Origin of the sequence: Ochrobactrum sp. 19YEA23 (assembly GCF_029909865.1) — a bacterium.
Taxonomy (GTDB): Bacteria; Pseudomonadota; Alphaproteobacteria; order Rhizobiales; family Rhizobiaceae; genus Brucella; species Brucella gambitense.
Genome location: NZ_JASAMQ010000003.1, coordinates 418,637 through 436,537, shown reverse-complemented (window position 1 = coordinate 436,537; position 17,901 = coordinate 418,637). Strand labels below are relative to the sequence as shown.

Sequence of the window (17,901 nt, the reverse complement as noted above, 5' to 3'; positions counted from 1 at the left end):
TCCGGTGAGGCCACGATCAACACATGAAACGGCGATGGAAAATAGCGATTGGCGGTGCCGCAATTCTCGGCATCGCCGCTCTTGCGACGGTCGGCCTTAACTGGCTTGACCGCGCTTTTCCTCCTCCCTTGCCTGAACGTCTGACCATATCCACGGAAGTGATGGATCGCGACGGCGAACTGTTGCGCGCCTATGCGACACCGGACGGCTATTGGCGTCTCAACACGCGCATTGAAGATGTCGATCCGAAATTCGTGAAAATGCTCATCGCCTATGAGGATAAGCGTTTCTACGATCACAGCGGTATCGATCTATGGGCCTTGGCGCGTGCAGCGGTACAGCTTGCCGGCAATCAGCGTATCGTGTCCGGCGGCTCCACCCTCTCCATGCAGCTTGCCCGGCTGATTGAGCCACGCGAAAGTCGCAGCTTCGGCTCCAAATTCCGCCAGCTCGCCCGTGCGGTGCAGATCGAGCGCCGTCTGAGCAAGGACCAGATATTGGAGCGCTATCTGACACTTGCCCCTTATGGCGGCAATCTGGAAGGCGTGCGCTCGGCATCGCTCGCCTATTTCGGCAAGGAGCCGCTGCGGCTCAACACATCGGAAGCCGCAATGCTGGTCGCCCTGCCGCAATTGCCGGAACGTCGTCGCCCGGACCGCGCCGCCAGCACAGCACGCATGGCACGTGATCGCGTTTTGACACGGATGGTTCAGGCCGATGTCCTGACCATCGACGAAGCCGAACGCGGCAAGCGCGAGGCCATGTCCGCAACCCGTCATGCCTTGCCAGCACTTGCCGCTCACTTTGCTGATCTGGCGCTGAAGAAAGCGCCGACGGAAGCTCGTCACACACTGACGCTGAAGAAATCCGTCCAGCGCGGGCTTGAAGCTTCTGCCCGAGAAGCAGCATCAAAACTGGGACCGAAAGTGTCGGTGGCCATGGTGCTGGCCGATAGCCGCAACGGCAATATTCTCGGCGAAGTCGGATCGGCGAATTATTTCGATGGCAGACGACAGGGCTGGATCGACATGACCCGCGCCGTGCGCTCACCCGGATCGACGCTCAAGCCATTCATTTATGGGCTTGCCTTCGAACAGGGCATGATCGCGCAGGAAACCATTATCGAAGACCGCCCGCAGGACTTTGCCGGTTATCGTCCGCGCAATTTCGACATGAGCTATCAGGGCGATGTGAGCATCCGACAAGCGCTGCAAATGTCGCTGAATGTCCCCACTGTCAGCCTGTTGGACGCCATTGGCCCTGCGCGATTGACCACGCGGTTCCGGCAGGCGGGCATCAATCTGCAACTGCCGAAGAACGAGCCGCCCGGTCTCGCCATCGGGCTTGGTGGTGCTGGTATCAGCCTGCGCGATCTGGTGCAGCTTTATACGGGGCTTGCTAATGGTGGGCGCGGTGCAGCCCTGCGTGACGGAACCGAAACGGCAGAGCCGAAGCAACCGTCCGGCCTCATTCTCACCGAACAGGCGTCATGGCAGATCGGAGATATTCTGGCTGGCGTCGTGCCACCACAGGGCGCGCCACGCCGTGGCCTCGCCTACAAGACCGGAACATCCTATGGTTATCGCGATGCGTGGTCGGTCGGCTATGACGGACGTTACGTTCTCGGCGTCTGGGTCGGTCGCGCTGATGGCGGCTCCGTGCCGGGGCTTGCCGGTTATGCATCTGCCGCGCCGATCCTGTTCGATGCATTCGTCAAGTCGGGCGTGGTTTCGGTGCCACTGCCGCGCGCGCCAGCCGGAGCATTCCGAACAGCACGCGCCGATCTGCCGGTAACGCAAACGCGTTTTTCATCCGCCAGCGATTCGCTCCCGGTGTTGAAGGCGTCCACGGAACCCGCGCCGCGCATTATCTTTCCGCCGGATGGCGCACATGTGGATTTGAAGGCGCTAACTGAAACCGCCTCGCCGCTCGTGCTAAAATTGCAGGGTGGCCGCGCACCATTCCGCTGGCTCGCCAACGGCAAGCCCGTGGCAGAACCGGAGCGCCGCCGCACTGCCACATGGCAACCGGACGGCACCGGCTATTCGACCCTGACCGTCATCGACGCCGCAGGCCGTGCGGCAAGCGTCAAGATTTTCGTCGAGTAACTTCTATTGCGCCGCTTCCGAGATGGGCTCGTTCGTCACGACTTTCTTCTCCAGCGACATGACTTTCAGATTGCCGGAAAACAATATGCCGGTGATCGGCAGAACCGGGTCGGCAGGCAAATTATCCTGACGGACACTGTCCTTCGGAACATGCAGCTTATGCTCCACATCGCTATCCGCACCAGAAAGCGTAAGCGCCACATTGCCCCGCGCATCGAGCAGACTGGCACCATAGAGAAACTCGAAGCTGAGCATTGAGGCGAGGAACTTGTACGTCCCGTCACGCACACCGCCCTTCATCATCGCGGCACGGTGCAACTCATCGCCAATACGAATATCAAGCGGCGACGTGCGTGGATCACAGACATAGCCAACCGCCAGCAACTGGCCGTTATCGACTTCAAAGCGCATTCGGTCAGTGCCAAGGTCAATTGCCGAAATCGAAAAACGACGATTGCTATATTCCACCGGCGTCCGTCCCAACCGCTTGCATAGCTGCACACCGCTCAAGGCGCGTGCATTGGCGAAGTGGTAGGGATCGATGGCAAAGGGCAGCGCCTTTGGCCGATGGGGCATTGAAAGCGCTGGTTCCAGCACATCGGCAATCAGATTGGCAACGATGGTTGTACTGATGGGACGCGAATAGTGACCCTGATCGAGATAGAAAGACGGATTGGTCACGGCATCGCGGCCATATTGCTGCATCAACATGCGCGAAACATCGGCGCAGATCGTGCCATACCATTGTGAGATGTAATTGATGCCCGCGTCGATGGACGGAACCGAGTTCAGGAACGACCCGTTGCGCGCGCCGAAAACAAGCGTTGCGATCCGCAGATTTGGATTGCGCTCCAGCGCGTAGCGAATGATACCTTCATAGAACCGCGCCCAGTGGCGGAAGGGTCTACGCTCGTCGCCATAAACGAAAGCATCATTGATCGCATATTCGATCAGCAGCAATTCGCAGTCTTCCAGCTGCTCGAAAATCTTCAGCTGGTAGAGGCCGAAGGCGCTCGTCGTACCGCCAACCGCGAGGTCGGCCATAATGTCCAGCTCTACCCCGCGACGCGCCATGGTCGAAAGCAGGGTCGGCAGATAGCCGGGTAGCATGACGGTGTTGGAACCGCCAATGATTACAGTCTTGAGTTTCATTTCGTCACCGTTGCGGCCTGACCTGCCGGGGTCAGAGCCCCGCAACGCCAGACGCCGTAAGTTCCCTCGTCCCAATCGAAATAATAAGCGGCCGCGATCTGGCCGCTATCCATCATCTGACGGAAGCGTTCCCGCGCCTTCTCCACCAGTTGCTGGCGATTATTGTCATCTGCCGGGCAGGCTTTGGATTTGTTGGCAAAGCCCCATTCGGTAATCCAGCATGGCTTTCCATCGGCACCGCCGCAGAAAGAAAGCGCCTTCTCGACGTGCTTTGCGCGCGCGGCGCGCGTCCCGCTGCTGCCCGGATAGATGTGAATACCGTAGCCGTCAGCCACCGCATCGAGACCATGTTTTTTCAGAAGACCAGTGAAGGCTTCCGGATCGACCGTATCGATCCCGCGCCGATCCGCATCCGCAAAGGGGATGTCCGATAGCCCCGCTGAAACCACCTTGGCGTTTGCATTGAGCTTGGTCTTCGCCAGTTCGGCACGAACGGCGCGCAGCAGTTCAACATATTTCTCCGCGCCCTTCTCCACGATGGGAAGTTCTTCCATTACACTCAACGAGCGAGCAGTCTTGGTCTTTTCGCTCGGCAAAATAGCCAGATCACCATTATAGGCACCCCAGTTGATTTCATTGCCGGTTTCGACGCCGATCAGCTTCACGCCAAGCGCATCGATCTTTTGAAGCGCATCACCAATCGCTGTCTGGAAACGTTTCGGATCAATGTCCGATAGCCGGTACATGTCCCAGATCCGGCCTCGCCCCGAACGGGGCTTGGTGCCTTCAGGATAAAAATCCACATTGTTCAGCGAGACTTCGAGCAGCACGGCCAGCTTCTTTTCATGCGCAAGCCGCACCGCATCGATGCTCTGGTCGATAGGCCGCGTCAGCGACAGCCGCACGGCGACCACACCATTCTTCACCATCTGGTCGAAGATCCGTTCGCGCTCTGCGGCGGGCAACCAGGCCATATTGACCCGGTTGACGCCGAAACGCGTATCGGCAAGAGCACTGTTCGGCATTATGCCAAGCAGGACAACACCCAAAAGCGCTGCGATTGCCCGTTTCCTGCCCCCGGTGCTCATGACCGTCCGTTTCATCGTATGCCGATATCCTTTAGCGCGCCGTTGAAGTTGGCTTCGCATTCCGAATAGCGATTGATGGCGGCGGGCACATCGATCTTCGAAAGGAAGTCGCGCAGAAAAGCCTTCTTCTGCGGTTCGCGGTTCCAGACGCTGGCATCGATATGCGGAAAGCCGACAAAGCCCAACATTTCGCGCATACGGTCATCAACGGCGATCATCAGCCCTGGAATGCCGGACTGCATGCCGATAATCGTGCCGTGGAAACGACGGCTTAGGCCGAAATCCTGACTGGAAATCCAGCTGCGCCATTTGTGCGTATCAAAAAACACCAGCAGCTCGTTCTTGCGCTGCCATTTTTCCATATGCTTGTACTCGACAGGAGCAGTGATGCGGCTTGCCGCCTGATCATAGGCTTCGGAGTGGTCTTCACCGGCCATGTTCATATTGTAAACGATCACTTCGTCCTGAAGGACATAGCTTGCGACACTGTCCTTTTCGAGCAGTGCATGCGCGTCCACAATCGTATCGGCAACACTGCCCAGATAGCCGCCGAAGGAGATCTTCTGCGCGTCGGCCAGGCTTGGATCGGCAAGGCGGCTCAGCGAACGTTTCATCTGATCCGGCGCGTAATAGAGCGACGGACAGCCAGTCGGGCGGACATATTTCATGCCCGCGTCCTTGAGGAATTCCGCCGTGAAATGCCCGCGCGTCAGAAAGAAGCTTTCCTTGCGACGCAGAATTTCAAGGAAGCGGCGTGTGCCTTCCGGCAGTTCTTCCTTCAGATTTTCCTTCTTCTGGATGCCGATACCCATGACGACAATCGGCATGTTCAGCTTTTCGAAGACGAAGGATTCGGTCGTTGCCGCATAGCCCGGGCGCAAAAGATTGGCCGAGGCGAACAGGCACAGATCGAAGCTCTCATTGAGCTTCGCATAGGTGTCCGGCGAATTGAGGCTGTTGGCCAGATGCCAGAACGGAACATAAGTCACGTCGTGGCCGCGCACGGCGTTGGCGGCACCTTCGCCGATCAGATAATTGCCCGTATTGGCAATCTTCTTGACCTGATCGATCACATCCTTCTTCGTGCGGATGGGTTCGAAATAGGGACGATGCTTCACGCTCGCCCCGGAAACGCTTTCGACGGTCCGCATCAAATATGACGGGATGCCGGTAATCATTATGCGCATGATGATCCATCTTCGCTGGAGTTATGAGACGGCTTCTAGTGGATTGAATTTGACGTTTGAATCCCGGCTGACACGTATGCTGTTTCAAACGTCAAATTCGAAAAATCCACTAGATACATATACTTGCTAGTGGTCTTTTGATTCCGACATTTGCTCAGCGCTTGAACCGAGGGATGCAAATGTTGGAATCAGACCACTAGGATCGGGAGTTATCCAATGCCGATTTCTGAAAGAGCGCTTCGGAAATTGCGTTCGCGGTCCGAATATTTTTCGATCACGTCGGGGATGTTCATCGCCGCAATATGATCGCTCACGAATGCGCGCCGGTCGTTGGCTGCGTTGAGATCGCGGGCGTCGATCTTTGGCAAACCGGAGAAATTCAGCATTTCACGCATGCGATCATCGACGGCCACCATCAGGCTCGGCACACCGGCCTGCATGGAAATGACATTGCCGTGGAAGCGGCGACCGAAGGAGAAATCCATGGTAGAGCACCAGGCGCGCCACTGATTGGTGTCGAGAAAAGCGTGAACGCTTATCTTCTTCTTGAGATCGCCGGAGCCTTTATAGGTGAGCGGCCCGACTAGCTCGCCCGTCGTTGAATCGTAGGCGCGGCCATTGGTGTCAGGCTCCAGCTGCATGTCGAAATGCAAAAGCTCATCCTGCACGACATAGGCCGAGCGTCCGTCATCGGAGCTGAGCGCATTCATGTCGCCGATGGTTTCCAGTTCCGCACCCATATAGCCGGTAAAGACGGTACGGCCCTCGCCCACCTTCACATCCGGCAGGCGGCTGATCGCCTTGCGCATATTATCTGGACGGAAATAGAGCGAGGGGCAGCCAACCGGGCGGACATAGGAAAAGCCCTGATCGCGCAGGTAACCGGCAGCGTTTTCACCACGCGTGAGGAAATAATGCTCGCGGGACTTGAGCACGTCCAGAAGCTTCTTCGTGCCCGCCGGCAGACCATCTTCACCTTCGATGTCCGGGCGGTTCTGAATGCCGATGCCCAGCATCACCACCGGCATGTCCAGCTTCGACAAGACCAGAGCTTCCGCATCCGCAGACAGGCCCTTGCGCAGAAGATTGGCGCAGGTGAAGACGCAGATGTCGAATTCCTTGTTGATCTCTTCCAGACCCGCACCATTATTGACGCAGTTATAGAGATGCCAGAACGGAATATGCTTTGCTGATGGCAGAAGGGCAGTCATTGCGCCCTCGCCGATCAGATAATTACCCGTATTACTGATGTTCTTCAGTTCCTGGATAAAGTTTTCCTTGGATTCCGGTACGCGTTGCTTTTCCGAATAATAAACCTGGGATTTTTCCGCGCGCTGGATAAGGCGGGTCAAATGGCTCGGGATGCCAGTGACGAGAATTCGTGGGTTGGCTGGGCGGCTCATAGGTCGACCTTTCTGGTATAATCAGGCAACTGCGCGGCCGGGGAGAACGGCAATCGCGCTGGCATCGTCTGCAACATCCGGCTGGGAAGGCCGGGATTTCGGATAGACAGGGCTGATTTCATTGGCCCAATCCGTGAAGTCGGAAAATGCCGCGCTCCATGTGCGATGCGCTGCGGAGGCAAGAGCGCCTTCAGCCGTCCGCATCAGGGCGTCATTGTCCTGCGCAAGAATGGTCAGGATGCGCGTCATGTCGGCGACGATCTGCGCATCATTGCCATTGCGGATCAGGATGCCGTCGCGACCATGATTGATGAGTTCATCAACCGCACCAACCGCTGTTGCCACCGGCACACAGCCAAGCTGCTGCGCTTCGGCAATCATCAATGGCGCGCCTTCCCAACGAGAAGGCATCAGAAGCACATCGGCCCATGCAAGATGGTTCGCAATGTCCTTGCCGTCGAAGACCGGAGGCGACACACGAACGCCCGCCTCTTGCAGCTTCGTCATCCAGGACGCGCTCGGATCATCGGAGAGGATTTCTCCACCAATCGCCTGCGCGTCGAAGGAAATGCCCTGCTCTCTCAGCTTCATGATCGCATCATGCAGCCGGTCGATGCCTTTCTGGCGGTCGAGGCGGCCCATATAGAGGATGCGCATTGGTCGCCCCTTGCGGCCTTCCTTGCGGGCAGCCGTCACCTGCGCGCGCTGCTTCGCATCGATGGAGAAGCTCGCACCATTTGGCACCGAGAAGACTTTCTCGAACGGTACGCCAAAACTGTGCAGATAGATTTTCAGCTGATCCGAACAGGTGAGAAACGCATCATAGGCATGTTCGAAAGCGATGGCCGCATAGGGTTGTCCAGCCTGACGGCGAAAGACCGTTTCGTCCACCACATGGAGATAGCAGGCCGTGCGCGTTCCTTCGGATCGCAGCTTGCCCATCAGCGGATGCGCCGCCATGACGTGGTTGTTCACGACCAGATCGAAGCCCGAAAGCTGACCGCGCAGAATGCTCCAGTCGAGCGGATGATCTTCCGTGATGAAGTCCTGCCCGAGGAAGCGATTTGTATCGCCCCAGGCCGGAATACCGTCTTTCCAAAAATGAAGATAATCGAAGGACTGGTCGAACTCGTCCAGCACGTCCATACGTTCATTGCCGAGAACAAAGAGGTGGGTTTCAAAGCCCTGATTCTTCAGTTCGCGACCTGCGGCATAGGCCACCTTTTCGGCACCGCCAAACGATGCATTCGGCACCAGAACGGCGGCCGTCTTCTTCTTCGCGGGATTATGTGCGAGCGGCAGGACAGGCCCACCACCAAGCTCATCGCGCAGCACCTGATACATTTCAGACAAAGCGGGCAAGCGGCGCGGACGCCACGTCCAGCGCATAGCCGCACTCTGCTTCAGCGGGCTTGTGGCGATCGACGTGACCAGATTGAGCATGGATTGCTCCGGTCGCGACAAGGCGCGACGCTGGCGCACCCGCGGAAAAGGAAAGCGCACTTTCATGCGAGCCGATGTGGGCCACAATTGCTGCGTGCCAAGCGACGCGAACCAATTGAGCGCATCGTTTTCGATGATCTCGCGGATCAGCCGGGTCGAAACGAAAATCAGATCGGCATGTGGCTGCCGTGTGCCGGACGGCATGATTTCGGTATCGATCCGCCGCTCGTTTTCAACATTCGTCAGTTCCACGAAAACGATGTTGGCCTGCTCGGAGAGCTTTTCCAGTCGCGACAGAATGTTCGGAAACAGACGCGACCGCGCCAGCAGTTTCAGCGTTTCGGTGTTGGATGAAGCGAGAAAGGGCGGGAAATGGAAATTGTCGGGTTCCGACACACTGCCCCAGAACGCCCGGATCGCATCGTCAAACTTGAGATCGGTCGCGCCAAGGCTCGGATCGGTGAAGAGACTGACTGTCCCCTCGCCCGCGCGAATGACGCCGTAACGTGGGCATTCCTCATGCTCGAAGCCGACCAATGTCGGGCGACGGAACAGCGCCTTGTGCCGCTTGCGCAGAAAGTTGATCGAACCGGAACGGTCACGATTGGCTTCCTTGAAGCGACTTTCGGCACGCAGACGATATTCGAAGCCGGTGTCATGGCACGGCGTCCCGACAAAGCCTGCTTCAATGGCCGAAAGCCAGAATTCCCAGTCTTCAAAACCGTTCTGGCGGTCATCATCGAAGCGGACACCGCTGCGGAATACATCCGCAGAAATCATCGAGCCGGTATCGCAAATATTGTCCGTGATACAGTGGATGAGCCGCGAATAGCTGTCGCCATAATGGGCGCGCCAGTTAACCGAGAACGTGTCGATATTCGTGTAGACCCAGCCCGCATTGGAAGCGAGCAGCTTACGGTAAAGCGTATCGATGGTATGCGGCTGCACACGGTTGTCGGCATCGACAAAGTAGACCGCTTTAACGTCAGGCATCTCTTCGAGAATATAATCGACAGCGCGGTTACGCGCGCCACCGGGCCCTGCATTTTCACCAAAGATCACATGGATATTCGGATGGGCCGCGGAATAGAGCGCCAGACTGTCAAACACTTCGCGGCGCGGATCGCCGTCCACCGACACCACGATCTGCGTGCGGAACACAGTTTGTGATGTGAGGATCGATTCCAGCGCTTCAAGCGCCAGCGCCGCATGGCCGTAGAGCGGCATGGCGACGACGATCAAATCCTTCGATCTATCGTACATTCGCAGCCTCTTTCAGCACCTCTTGGGCGGGACTGGCTTCAACGTGCTTGACCAGACGGAAGTTGAACACCTTCAGCCATGAGAAATCGACAGACCCACCGGCGGCCCTGCTCAAAACGACCAGATCCATCGTGCGGTCGATTGGCTCTTCGAGCATGAAGTTGATGTCGATGGGGCGATTGGGCGCCACTTCCGACCAGCCGCTGAACAGGACCTGCGAACGCCGTTGATCCATGGAAGCAAGCGCGCCGATTTCTTCCTGCGCATCGGACGCCAGATTGACGAGCAGCAGACCGACGGCGCAGGGCTGGCCTTCCGGATGGTCTATCACAGCACGGGCGGAAATCCGCACGGTTCCCGGCGCAACCACACGTCGGATAGCAGCAGCGGTGATACCCTCTTCAAGCGGGTGGCAACCGATGGCGTCTTCATGTTCCAGAAAACGCACCGTCGGGAAATCCGGTGTGAGCGGCGTCACCGACACATTGGAGACATTGCGCAACAGCTCGATCGGCAGACGATAATCGTCCACCTTGCGACCATTGATCATCGAGGTCGGCACAATGGCATTCGGCAGCGATGCCGGACGCACACCCGGCAGGCCGGTAAAGATTCTCAACGCCAGCGGGCGCATGTCGAGATCGGCATGCGGAATGCGCGCACGCGCGGCATAGCGCTCATTGGCGATCACATTGCCCAAAGACAATTCCGGCGGCACGCCGCCCGTCGCCGATATGCGCAGACGCAAGGTGCGATGGCTGCCGTCACAGGCTTTCGGGAGCGAGAAGAAGTTCCACTCCGAATGCAGCGTGCCATAAGGTACCAGCCATTCGGCAATGCCCTCGCCGTTTTCGAGATAATCCAGCGTGACGATCAGCTGACCGTTGCGGTTGGCGGGCAGATCGCGGAAATGCAGCGCGAAACCGGACACGGCATAGCTTGAAACCGGAAAAAGCTGCTCGATTTCAGATTCGCGCAGCAGGCGCGCAAAACCTTCGTCCTTTGGATCCACCAGAGGCGCGTGACTGAATATCTCAGTCGATGAATCCCAGTTGCGGGCGTGAAAGGCGTCTTCGATGGCGCGATAATTTTCGAACATCGTTTCGCGTTCGCGGCGCAACATGGCAAGCTCCGCATGCACCTTGCTGACATGCCCGACAAGGCGGTCCAGACTGCTTTCCAGCAACTGTGTCACCAGCATGGGCACGGTTTCCGGCCCAGCCTCGTCAACGCGCACGACCGGCACTTCCGGTATGGTGCGCATGCGATAAAGCTGCTGCAGTATGGCGTTCAGTTCGTGCGCGCCTTCATCGGAAGCGGCAACCGCAATGAGCGGAAATGTATTCGCCAGACGCAGACGCTTGCCGTCGCCTTCAACGAAAGCAGTCACGTCGCCCAGAGAAGTCGCTTCCAGCGCTTCACGATCACGCATCGAAGCAATGGCATAGCGGCGGTTCTTCCGCCCCGAGATCGCAGGAAGTGGTGTGCTCAACATAATCGTCCATTGTCTGATGGCCGATTGGGAGGTTCGGCCTACAAGTACAATGAGAAAATACAGACCATGTATTGTCAACAGTGATATAGCGTCAACTATATGATAATATTGCGTATAATTGGAAATGGTTTAATTCAAAATTTGAAACAATATGCAGATATATTCACTATACCTCGTAAACACGCAGAATTGCGGGCTATTATATTATAATACAGGCACTTGAATGCCCGATTGTCGCCACATACTGCTCATCGGACATTCAATACTGCATCGATCAACGTTTTTTGCTGACGTAAACATTCCGACAACCGAAAGCGATTTTCGATGGTTCGGCGCGCTGCCGCCCGCATCGGGAGGCAGGCATCGGGGTCGGCGAGAACGTCCAGCACCGTTTGAGCCAGCACATCTGTGTCATAAAATGGAACAAGCAGGCCGTTCTGACCGGCGCGGATCACCTCGCGCACCGGCGGCGTGTCGGACCCGACGATCAGTGCGCCGCACGCCATTGCTTCGATCACCGACCACGACAGCACGAACGGATAGGTCAGATAGATATGCGCCGTCGATATCTGGTAGAGCTTGCGCAGATCGGCATGCGGGATGGAACCCAGAAACACCACCCTGTCGGGCGGCAGATCATGATCGCGCAACAGATGCTCCCGCCACGATCCGCCACCGGGAGGTGGCGTGCCATAGCTGACCCCGTCTCCCCCGACGAAGACGAATATGGCATCCTTGTTCTGGCGGATGACTTTCGCCGCCGCTTCCAGCGCCTGCGGGAAACCCCGATACGGTTCGAGATCACGCGACACAAAGGTGATCACGCGCGATTCTCCAGCCTTCAAAACACGACCGTCCGGCAGCTGCAAAGATGCGTGACGGTCAGGATAGAAAAGCTTGGTGTCGACACCCTCATGCACGACGGCGATGCGATTCTGCGCCACTTTCGGATAAAGGCTCTTCTGCCAGTGCGTGGGGCTGAAACCGCCATCCATGCTTTCGAGCGTCACGAGCTGCGCCATGTTTCTAAGCCGCAGCCGCTTACGCATCTCCACATCAGGCTTGTCATCGGGCGCAAAGCCGACATCCGCACCATGCGCCCGATAGAAAAATTCGCAGTAGCCAAGCGCCGGCGTCGAGGGCAGCACGTCCTTGACGAACATCATGCTGCCCCAGCCGATATGACCTATGACTATGTCCGGCGGTTGACCGTGCCGCGCCATCGATTCAAGCGTTTCGGCGACACGATAACCGATCCGGGTATGATGATCCGGAACCTCGAGATATCTGGCCATCGCACCATCGGTGCGAGGACCAGATTCAACTCTGTGGCGAATGACGCGGACCGCAGGGAGGCGACGGTCCACCGTCTCGCAAATCAGGCTTACATCATGTCCGCTTTCAGCCAGATGCCCGGCCAGAGCAGCGAACTGACCAAATCCACGTCTGTGCACAAAAGCTATATGCATGTCACAAAACGTGTAGGTTTTTTGGTCGATATTCGTCGATCAACATCAAATGCCATACCGTGCGGCGTTGCCCCACAGCAATTCCAGTCTGTGTAAAGTCTGGTATGCGATTTCGAGATTTCTAAGATCATCGTCATCACGAGCAAGGATATGATGATAGTCCCTGCTGGCGTTTTTCAGGTTCAGGCAAAGGCGTTCACCCTTGTCTGTCAGACGAATGCGTGCAGACCGTTTGTCTCGCTGCGAGGCAACACGATCAACATAACCGCCATCGGTAAGCTGCTTTAAATAATAGGAAATGTTGGACCCGACATAGTGCCCGCGATCCAGTAGTTCACCCACAGTGAGCTCGACATCGCCAATCGCCATCAGAACAAGCGTCTGTGCCGGGCCAATGTCCTCTACCCCCAACTTGGTAAGCTCCGTCTTCAGGAGGCTCACAAAGCGGCGGTTCACTCTTTCAATCATCCGGGCCAGTTCGAAATGAGTAATTACGACTGTATGCACCGGGTTTCTGCGTTCCTGTTTCTCGGCGGTTACTTCAGGAAAATCAACGGATGAATATCCGTCAATTGATGTTTCGACTTCCACTCCCTCGTGCAGAAGTTTTTGCATCTTTTACTCTCCATTTTCAATTTTACTTCAAATTTTGAAGAAATTTTCAATTAGATTTTCTTGTCTCCTTTCGCATTTCCCCGCCGTAATAACTTTTTTCCGTCACATTCTAAGCGGTATTACTTGAATAATACTGATAGATGGGTGACTCTCTTTAGGGATATCCACGACCTGTGACCATACCAAGGCAGACCGCGCATGAACGATACTGGCCAAAAGAACCTAAATGGCAAGAGCTCCGTCGGCAAAAAAGCCGCCGACGAAGTGGGAGTTTCGCCGAAAAGCCTCATTTACAGGGCTCGGCGCGTCTTCCTCTCGGGGCTGCTTTACGCCGTGCTTTTGAGCGCCTGTATCAATTTGCTACAACTCACCGTACCACTCTACATGTTGCAGGTTCACGACCGCGTCCTGAACAGTCGCAGTCTCGACACGCTGACCATGCTGACGATTCTCGCCATCGGTGCCATGGTCGTTTTCGGTGTTCTGGAGTTCATCCGGGCGCTGTCGTTTCAAGCCATGGGCACCGCTCTGGTGCGTCGTCTCAACCTGGCCGTGTTGACGGCCGCCATCCAGGCTTCGGTCGATCAAGGTCTCCCGAAAGCGACGCAAACCCTGCGCGACCTCACAGAGTTGCGCAATTTTCTGACCTCCCCCGCCATCAATGCACCTCTTGATGCGGCGTGGTCGCCAATCTTCCTCGGCGTGCTGTTTTTGCTGCATCCGATGCTCGGCGTCATCGGCGTCATAGCCGTCGTTATTCTGGTCGCCTGCGGCCTGCTCACTGATCTCCTGACGCGCAATCTCATTCAGGAAGCCAATCAGGCCAATGTTGAAGCGGTGGCCAAAATCGGCAGCAGCCTGCGTCATGCGGAAGTCATCGAAGCCATGGGCATGTTGCCCGCTCTCGCCCGTCGCTGGCGCACCATGCAGATGCAGGCGCTCGAAGTTCTCGACCTCGGCGGCACCCGCGTCAAAGCGCTGTCGTCGATTGCGCGCACGGCACGTTTCATCATCCAGATCGCTTCACTCGGCATCGGTACGCTGCTCGCCATGCAGCAGGAAATAACCCCCGGCGCCATGATTGCCACCAGTATCATTATCGGTCGACTGCTGATGCCTTTCGACCGCATTGTCGAGAACTGGCGTCAATGGGTCAGCGCCATAGCAAGCTGGAAGCGCGTTCAGTCGCTGCTGTCCGAAAACCTTGCCGTGCGCCAGACTATGCCAACCCCACGCCCCAATGGCGATCTGGTGATCGACAAGCTGATTTATGCCGCACCCGGCGTTGAGGTTCCGATCATCAAGGGCATTTCGTTTTCGATTTCGCCCGGCGAAGTGCTGGGGGTGGTCGGCCCTTCAGCGGCTGGTAAATCCACGCTGGCGCGCCTGCTCATCGGTATCGTCAAACCCACTGCGGGCGGCGTCTTTCTAGACGGCAACAATGTCTATCTCTGGGAGCGTGGCTCATTCGGCGAGATCGCGGGCTATCTCCCGCAGTCGGTCTCGCTTCTAGATGGCACCATCAAGGACAACATTGCGCGCATGGGCGACAGCGACCCGCACCGCGTACTGGAAGCAGCTCGCCTTGCCGACGTGCATGAAATGATCGGGCGCATGCCGCTCGGTTACGACACGCCGGTTGGCGACGGACGACTGACGCTTTCGGGCGGCCAGCGCCAGCGCATCGGCCTGGCGCGCTGCCTCTATAATCGCCCGCGCCTCATCGTGCTCGATGAACCCAATTCCAATCTCGACGCCATCGGCGAACGCGCCCTGATGCGCGCCATTGAACACGCGCGCGATGATGGCGCTATCGTCATCATGATCGCACATCGCCCGACTATCATGCAGGTCGCCGACAAACTGCTCGTGCTTGAAAACGGTCGTATCACACAATTCGGCCCGCGCACCGACGTCGTGGCGTCGCTGACGCCCGGCAACAATAATCCGCAGGCAGGAGCCGTGAACTCATGACCGGAAAATCCGTCATTCCCCGCCGCGTTTCGAATCTGCTCGCGCCGCGTGCAGAATCATCCGACCACAAGGCGCTCACCCGCTTCGGCAGCGTCAAACCCGAATGGGCCTATGATCTCGAACGCGAGGATAACCAGTCTCCGCTGCGCGATCTCATCATCGCCGGTATGGCGACGATTGGTGTCGCCTTTGGTGGTTTCTTCGCCTGGGCCTATTCTGCCGAACTTGGCAGTGCCGCCGTTGCCAATGGAACCGTCATCGTCGATTCGAAGCGCAAGACGATCAGCCATCTGGAAGGCGGAATTCTCGACCGACTGCTGGTTCAGGAAGGCGATCTGGTCAAGGTCGGCCAGCCGCTCTTGCGTCTCGACGCCACCAAAGCGCGCTCGCAACTGCAATCGCTGGAAAGCCGCCGGATTGGTCTCATCGCCAAGCTGGCGCGCCTGAGAGCGGAACAAGCGGGCGAGCACGAAATCACCTTCCCGGAGAGATTCGAGGAAGGCGGCGAGAACGCGAAAAATGCCATTCGCGCCGAACAGATATTCTTCGAAAAGCGGCTAACGCAAAAGCGAAGCAAGATCGACATTCAACAGAAAACCATCGAACAATATACCGAGCAGGCCAAGGCATCGACAGCACAGATCGCTGCGACCGACCGCCAGATCGCTTTGATTGAAGAGCAGCGCAAGGCCATCGCCAGCCTTGTGGAAAAGGGATTCGCACAGAAGTCAAAGCTGACCGAAATCGAGACACGGTTAAGCCAGCTTGCGGGCGACCGTGGCGAATATACCGGCGACAAGGCCAAGGCCGAACAAGCCAAGGCTGGCGCGGAATTCGCCCTCTCCGGCATAGAGAGCGATCTGCAATCGGAAATCGCCGGTGAGATCACAACCAGTCAGGTCGAACTCTCGGACGCAGAAGAGCAGATCATCGCTGCGAAGGATGTGATGCGTCGCGTTGAAGTGCTTGCTCCGCAGGAAGGCATCGTTGCCAATATTCGCCTGCGCACACCGGGCGGTGTCATCTCGCCTGCCGAAGCGATTATGGATATCGTCCCTGAGAACGAGCCTCTTCTGGTGGAAATGAAAGTCAGCCCTAACGATATCGACAGCGTTGCAGTTGGTTCAAAAGCACAGATCAAACTGACTGCTTATAATCAGCGTTCCATGGCGCCATTTGACGGCAAATTGACCTACATTGCCGCTGATCAAACCATCGATGACAAAACCAACTCGGCTTATTTCGTGGCGCGTGCAGAAATCAATCCGGATTCACTGGCTGCCAATCCGACAGCCCGCATGTATCCGGGCATGCCTGCGGAAGTCATCATCGTGCATAAGGAACGTCGCGCAATCGACTATATCGTGTCGCCGATCACCGACAGTCTAAACCGCGCCTTCCGTGAAGATTAAAACTTACGCGTTCCAAGTTTCAAACCCCTCCAAGCAAGATGTTCCAAAATGGAATGGTTTGGACTTGTCCCGTGACAAATCCCTGATTGAGAACGTTTCGAAGCCAGACCGCCAACCCTCGGAGAACTGTATTCCACAGTATTCCTCATAGACATTTCAGATTTTCTGTTTTTTGCGACGCTGCGCATTAGAAACAATGTGCGGCGTCATCGCTTTGAAAAATAGACATTTTCTTGACAATTCCGTGACGTTTCAAATTTTGAAGCAATTTACTCTCAAATATAATCCAAATACAAATTATTATTGATACAAAAGTAATTTTAAAAGAAATTCACAATTGTGGAATATAAATCTTTCGTAATAAATTGTTACACGGCATTATTGTAATTATACCATTTTCCGATGTTGTATTTATCAAAGATAAGTATCAGACTACTACGAGCATAATGGTCGGAGCATTCCGGCTTGTGAAACCCAACGGAACACAAGGAGAAGCAGATGGCCACTCTAGAAGGCGGCGCCTACGACGACGTGTTGTTCGGCTCCCGCTTTGACGATTTCATCCGTGCCCATGGCGGCGATGATCTCGTCTTCGGAGGGGATGGCAATGACACCATCTTCGGCGGGAATGGCAGCGACATTCTTTTTGGCGGCACAGGTAATGACATCCTGTTCGGCGAGAATGGCAATGACATTCTTTACGGCAATGAAGGAAACGACATTCTGAGCGGCGGCAATGGCAGCGACGTGCTGTATGGCGGCAATGGAGATGACATTCTCCAGGGCGGCAACGGCGATGACCTGCTTTATGGCGGCGCTCACAATGACATTCTGTATGGCGGCAATGGCAACGACATCCTCGATGGCGGCGCCGGCGACGACGTGCTCATTGGTGGTAACGGGAGCGATACGTTCCTGTTCAACGGTGGCGGCGGAAACGACGTCATTCTCGACTTCAATCCGGGCGAGGACATCCTTCAGATCCAGAAAGGTATCAATGGTCTCGATATTTCGTCCGCGGACGATCTTGCCGATCGCGTCACGCAGGTTGGTGGCAATGTCGTTGTCGATCTCGGCAATGGCGACACCGTTACCCTCGTGAACACCAATGCTGACGACATCCAATCGCATCCTGACCAGTACTTCACTGTTCACTGATTGATCCAATAATGGCGTGCCCGGCAGCCTCCCGCCGGGCACGTTTTGATTTTGAAGCCTATTCCGAAAAGTGGTTGCCAGTTTTCGGATCAGAATGCGGGCTCCTCGTTGATTTTCCTGCATCCGATAAGAAT

Annotated in this window: 12 protein-coding genes; 4 read left to right on the top strand and 8 right to left on the bottom strand. The window is 56.4% G+C overall.

All coding sequences use genetic code 11. The features are described 5' to 3' along the window. Nucleotides 1-23 precede the first annotated feature (23 nt). Nucleotides 24-2,108 (top strand): penicillin-binding protein 1C, encoded by a 2,085-nt coding sequence (pbpC, locus tag QBD01_RS10965; RefSeq protein ID WP_280992801.1) that lies wholly within the window; start codon nt 24-26, stop codon nt 2,106-2,108. Nucleotides 2,109-2,111: 3 nt separating this feature from the next. Here pbpC and QBD01_RS10960 read toward each other — a convergent pair whose 3' ends face one another. The 8 genes from QBD01_RS10960 to QBD01_RS10925 all read right to left on the bottom strand — a co-directional run bounded on the left by QBD01_RS10960 (nt 2,112) and on the right by QBD01_RS10925 (nt 13,223). Next, a complete protein-coding gene (locus tag QBD01_RS10960) occupies nt 2,112-3,260 on the bottom strand; it encodes an SGNH/GDSL hydrolase family protein (RefSeq protein ID WP_280992800.1) in 1,149 nt (382 codons plus the stop codon). Beyond that, nucleotides 3,257-4,363 (bottom strand): glycosyl hydrolase, encoded by a 1,107-nt coding sequence (locus QBD01_RS10955; RefSeq protein ID WP_280992799.1) that lies wholly within the window; start codon nt 4,361-4,363, stop codon nt 3,257-3,259. Before QBD01_RS10955 ends, QBD01_RS10960 begins: the two co-directional genes overlap by 4 nt. Next, the gene (locus tag QBD01_RS10950; RefSeq protein ID WP_182520554.1) at nt 4,360-5,535 is read right to left on the bottom strand and encodes a polysaccharide pyruvyl transferase family protein; all 1,176 of its coding nucleotides are present in this window, start codon (nt 5,533-5,535) and stop codon (nt 4,360-4,362) included. The genes QBD01_RS10955 and QBD01_RS10950 overlap by 4 nt, the downstream gene beginning before the upstream one ends. Nucleotides 5,536-5,744: 209 nt before the next feature. Further along, nucleotides 5,745-6,938, bottom strand: coding sequence for a polysaccharide pyruvyl transferase family protein (locus QBD01_RS10945; RefSeq protein ID WP_280992798.1), 1,194 nt, complete (start codon nt 6,936-6,938; stop codon nt 5,745-5,747). A 21-nt stretch (nt 6,939-6,959) separates the two neighbouring features. Beyond that, the gene (locus QBD01_RS10940) at nt 6,960-9,644 is read right to left on the bottom strand and encodes a glycosyltransferase (protein ID WP_280992797.1); all 2,685 of its coding nucleotides are present in this window, start codon (nt 9,642-9,644) and stop codon (nt 6,960-6,962) included. Then, complete coding sequence (locus tag QBD01_RS10935; protein WP_280992796.1) at nt 9,634-11,139, bottom strand: DUF6212 domain-containing protein; 1,506 nt, start codon at nt 11,137-11,139, stop codon at nt 9,634-9,636. The genes QBD01_RS10940 and QBD01_RS10935 overlap by 11 nt, the downstream gene beginning before the upstream one ends. A gap of 248 nt (nt 11,140-11,387) precedes the next feature. Then, complete coding sequence (locus tag QBD01_RS10930) at nt 11,388-12,608, bottom strand: glycosyltransferase family 4 protein (protein WP_280992795.1); 1,221 nt, start codon at nt 12,606-12,608, stop codon at nt 11,388-11,390. Between the two features lie 45 nt (nt 12,609-12,653). Continuing rightward, complete coding sequence (locus QBD01_RS10925) at nt 12,654-13,223, bottom strand: MarR family transcriptional regulator (RefSeq protein ID WP_182520559.1); 570 nt, start codon at nt 13,221-13,223, stop codon at nt 12,654-12,656. Nucleotides 13,224-13,421: 198 nt separating this feature from the next. On the opposite strand from QBD01_RS10925, the gene QBD01_RS10920 reads away from it, so the two are divergent. The 3 genes from QBD01_RS10920 (at nt 13,422) to QBD01_RS10910 (ending at nt 17,767) form a co-directional block, all read left to right on the top strand. Next, a complete protein-coding gene (locus QBD01_RS10920; protein WP_280992794.1) occupies nt 13,422-15,197 on the top strand; it encodes a type I secretion system permease/ATPase in 1,776 nt (591 codons plus the stop codon). Then, nucleotides 15,194-16,609, top strand: a complete 1,416-nt coding sequence (locus tag QBD01_RS10915; protein WP_280992793.1) for an HlyD family type I secretion periplasmic adaptor subunit — start codon at nt 15,194-15,196, stop codon at nt 16,607-16,609. The genes QBD01_RS10920 and QBD01_RS10915 overlap by 4 nt, the downstream gene beginning before the upstream one ends. A 498-nt stretch (nt 16,610-17,107) precedes the next feature. Then, nucleotides 17,108-17,767 carry a calcium-binding protein gene (locus QBD01_RS10910; protein WP_280992792.1) on the top strand — a complete coding sequence of 220 codons (660 nt, stop codon included), beginning with the start codon at nt 17,108-17,110 and terminating at the stop codon, nt 17,765-17,767. Nucleotides 17,768-17,901 lie beyond the last annotated feature (134 nt).

What these genes read in the sequence shown, in the direction of transcription:
- pbpC (WP_280992801.1), top strand. Translation starts at nt 24, where the DNA reads ATGAAACGGCGATGGAAAATAGCGATTGGCGGTGCCGCAATTCTCGGC.
- QBD01_RS10960 (WP_280992800.1), bottom strand. Translation starts at nt 3,260, where the DNA reads ATGAAACTCAAGACTGTAATCATTGGCGGTTCCAACACCGTCATGCTA.
- QBD01_RS10955 (WP_280992799.1), bottom strand. Translation starts at nt 4,363, where the DNA reads ATGAAACGGACGGTCATGAGCACCGGGGGCAGGAAACGGGCAATCGCA.
- QBD01_RS10950 (WP_182520554.1), bottom strand. Translation starts at nt 5,535, where the DNA reads ATGCGCATAATGATTACCGGCATCCCGTCATATTTGATGCGGACCGTC.
- QBD01_RS10945 (WP_280992798.1), bottom strand. Translation starts at nt 6,938, where the DNA reads ATGAGCCGCCCAGCCAACCCACGAATTCTCGTCACTGGCATCCCGAGC.
- QBD01_RS10940 (WP_280992797.1), bottom strand. Translation starts at nt 9,644, where the DNA reads ATGTACGATAGATCGAAGGATTTGATCGTCGTCGCCATGCCGCTCTAC.
- QBD01_RS10935 (WP_280992796.1), bottom strand. Translation starts at nt 11,139, where the DNA reads ATGTTGAGCACACCACTTCCTGCGATCTCGGGGCGGAAGAACCGCCGC.
- QBD01_RS10930 (WP_280992795.1), bottom strand. Translation starts at nt 12,608, where the DNA reads ATGCATATAGCTTTTGTGCACAGACGTGGATTTGGTCAGTTCGCTGCT.
- QBD01_RS10925 (WP_182520559.1), bottom strand. Translation starts at nt 13,223, where the DNA reads ATGCAAAAACTTCTGCACGAGGGAGTGGAAGTCGAAACATCAATTGAC.
- QBD01_RS10920 (WP_280992794.1), top strand. Translation starts at nt 13,422, where the DNA reads ATGAACGATACTGGCCAAAAGAACCTAAATGGCAAGAGCTCCGTCGGC.
- QBD01_RS10915 (WP_280992793.1), top strand. Translation starts at nt 15,194, where the DNA reads ATGACCGGAAAATCCGTCATTCCCCGCCGCGTTTCGAATCTGCTCGCG.
- QBD01_RS10910 (WP_280992792.1), top strand. Translation starts at nt 17,108, where the DNA reads ATGGCCACTCTAGAAGGCGGCGCCTACGACGACGTGTTGTTCGGCTCC.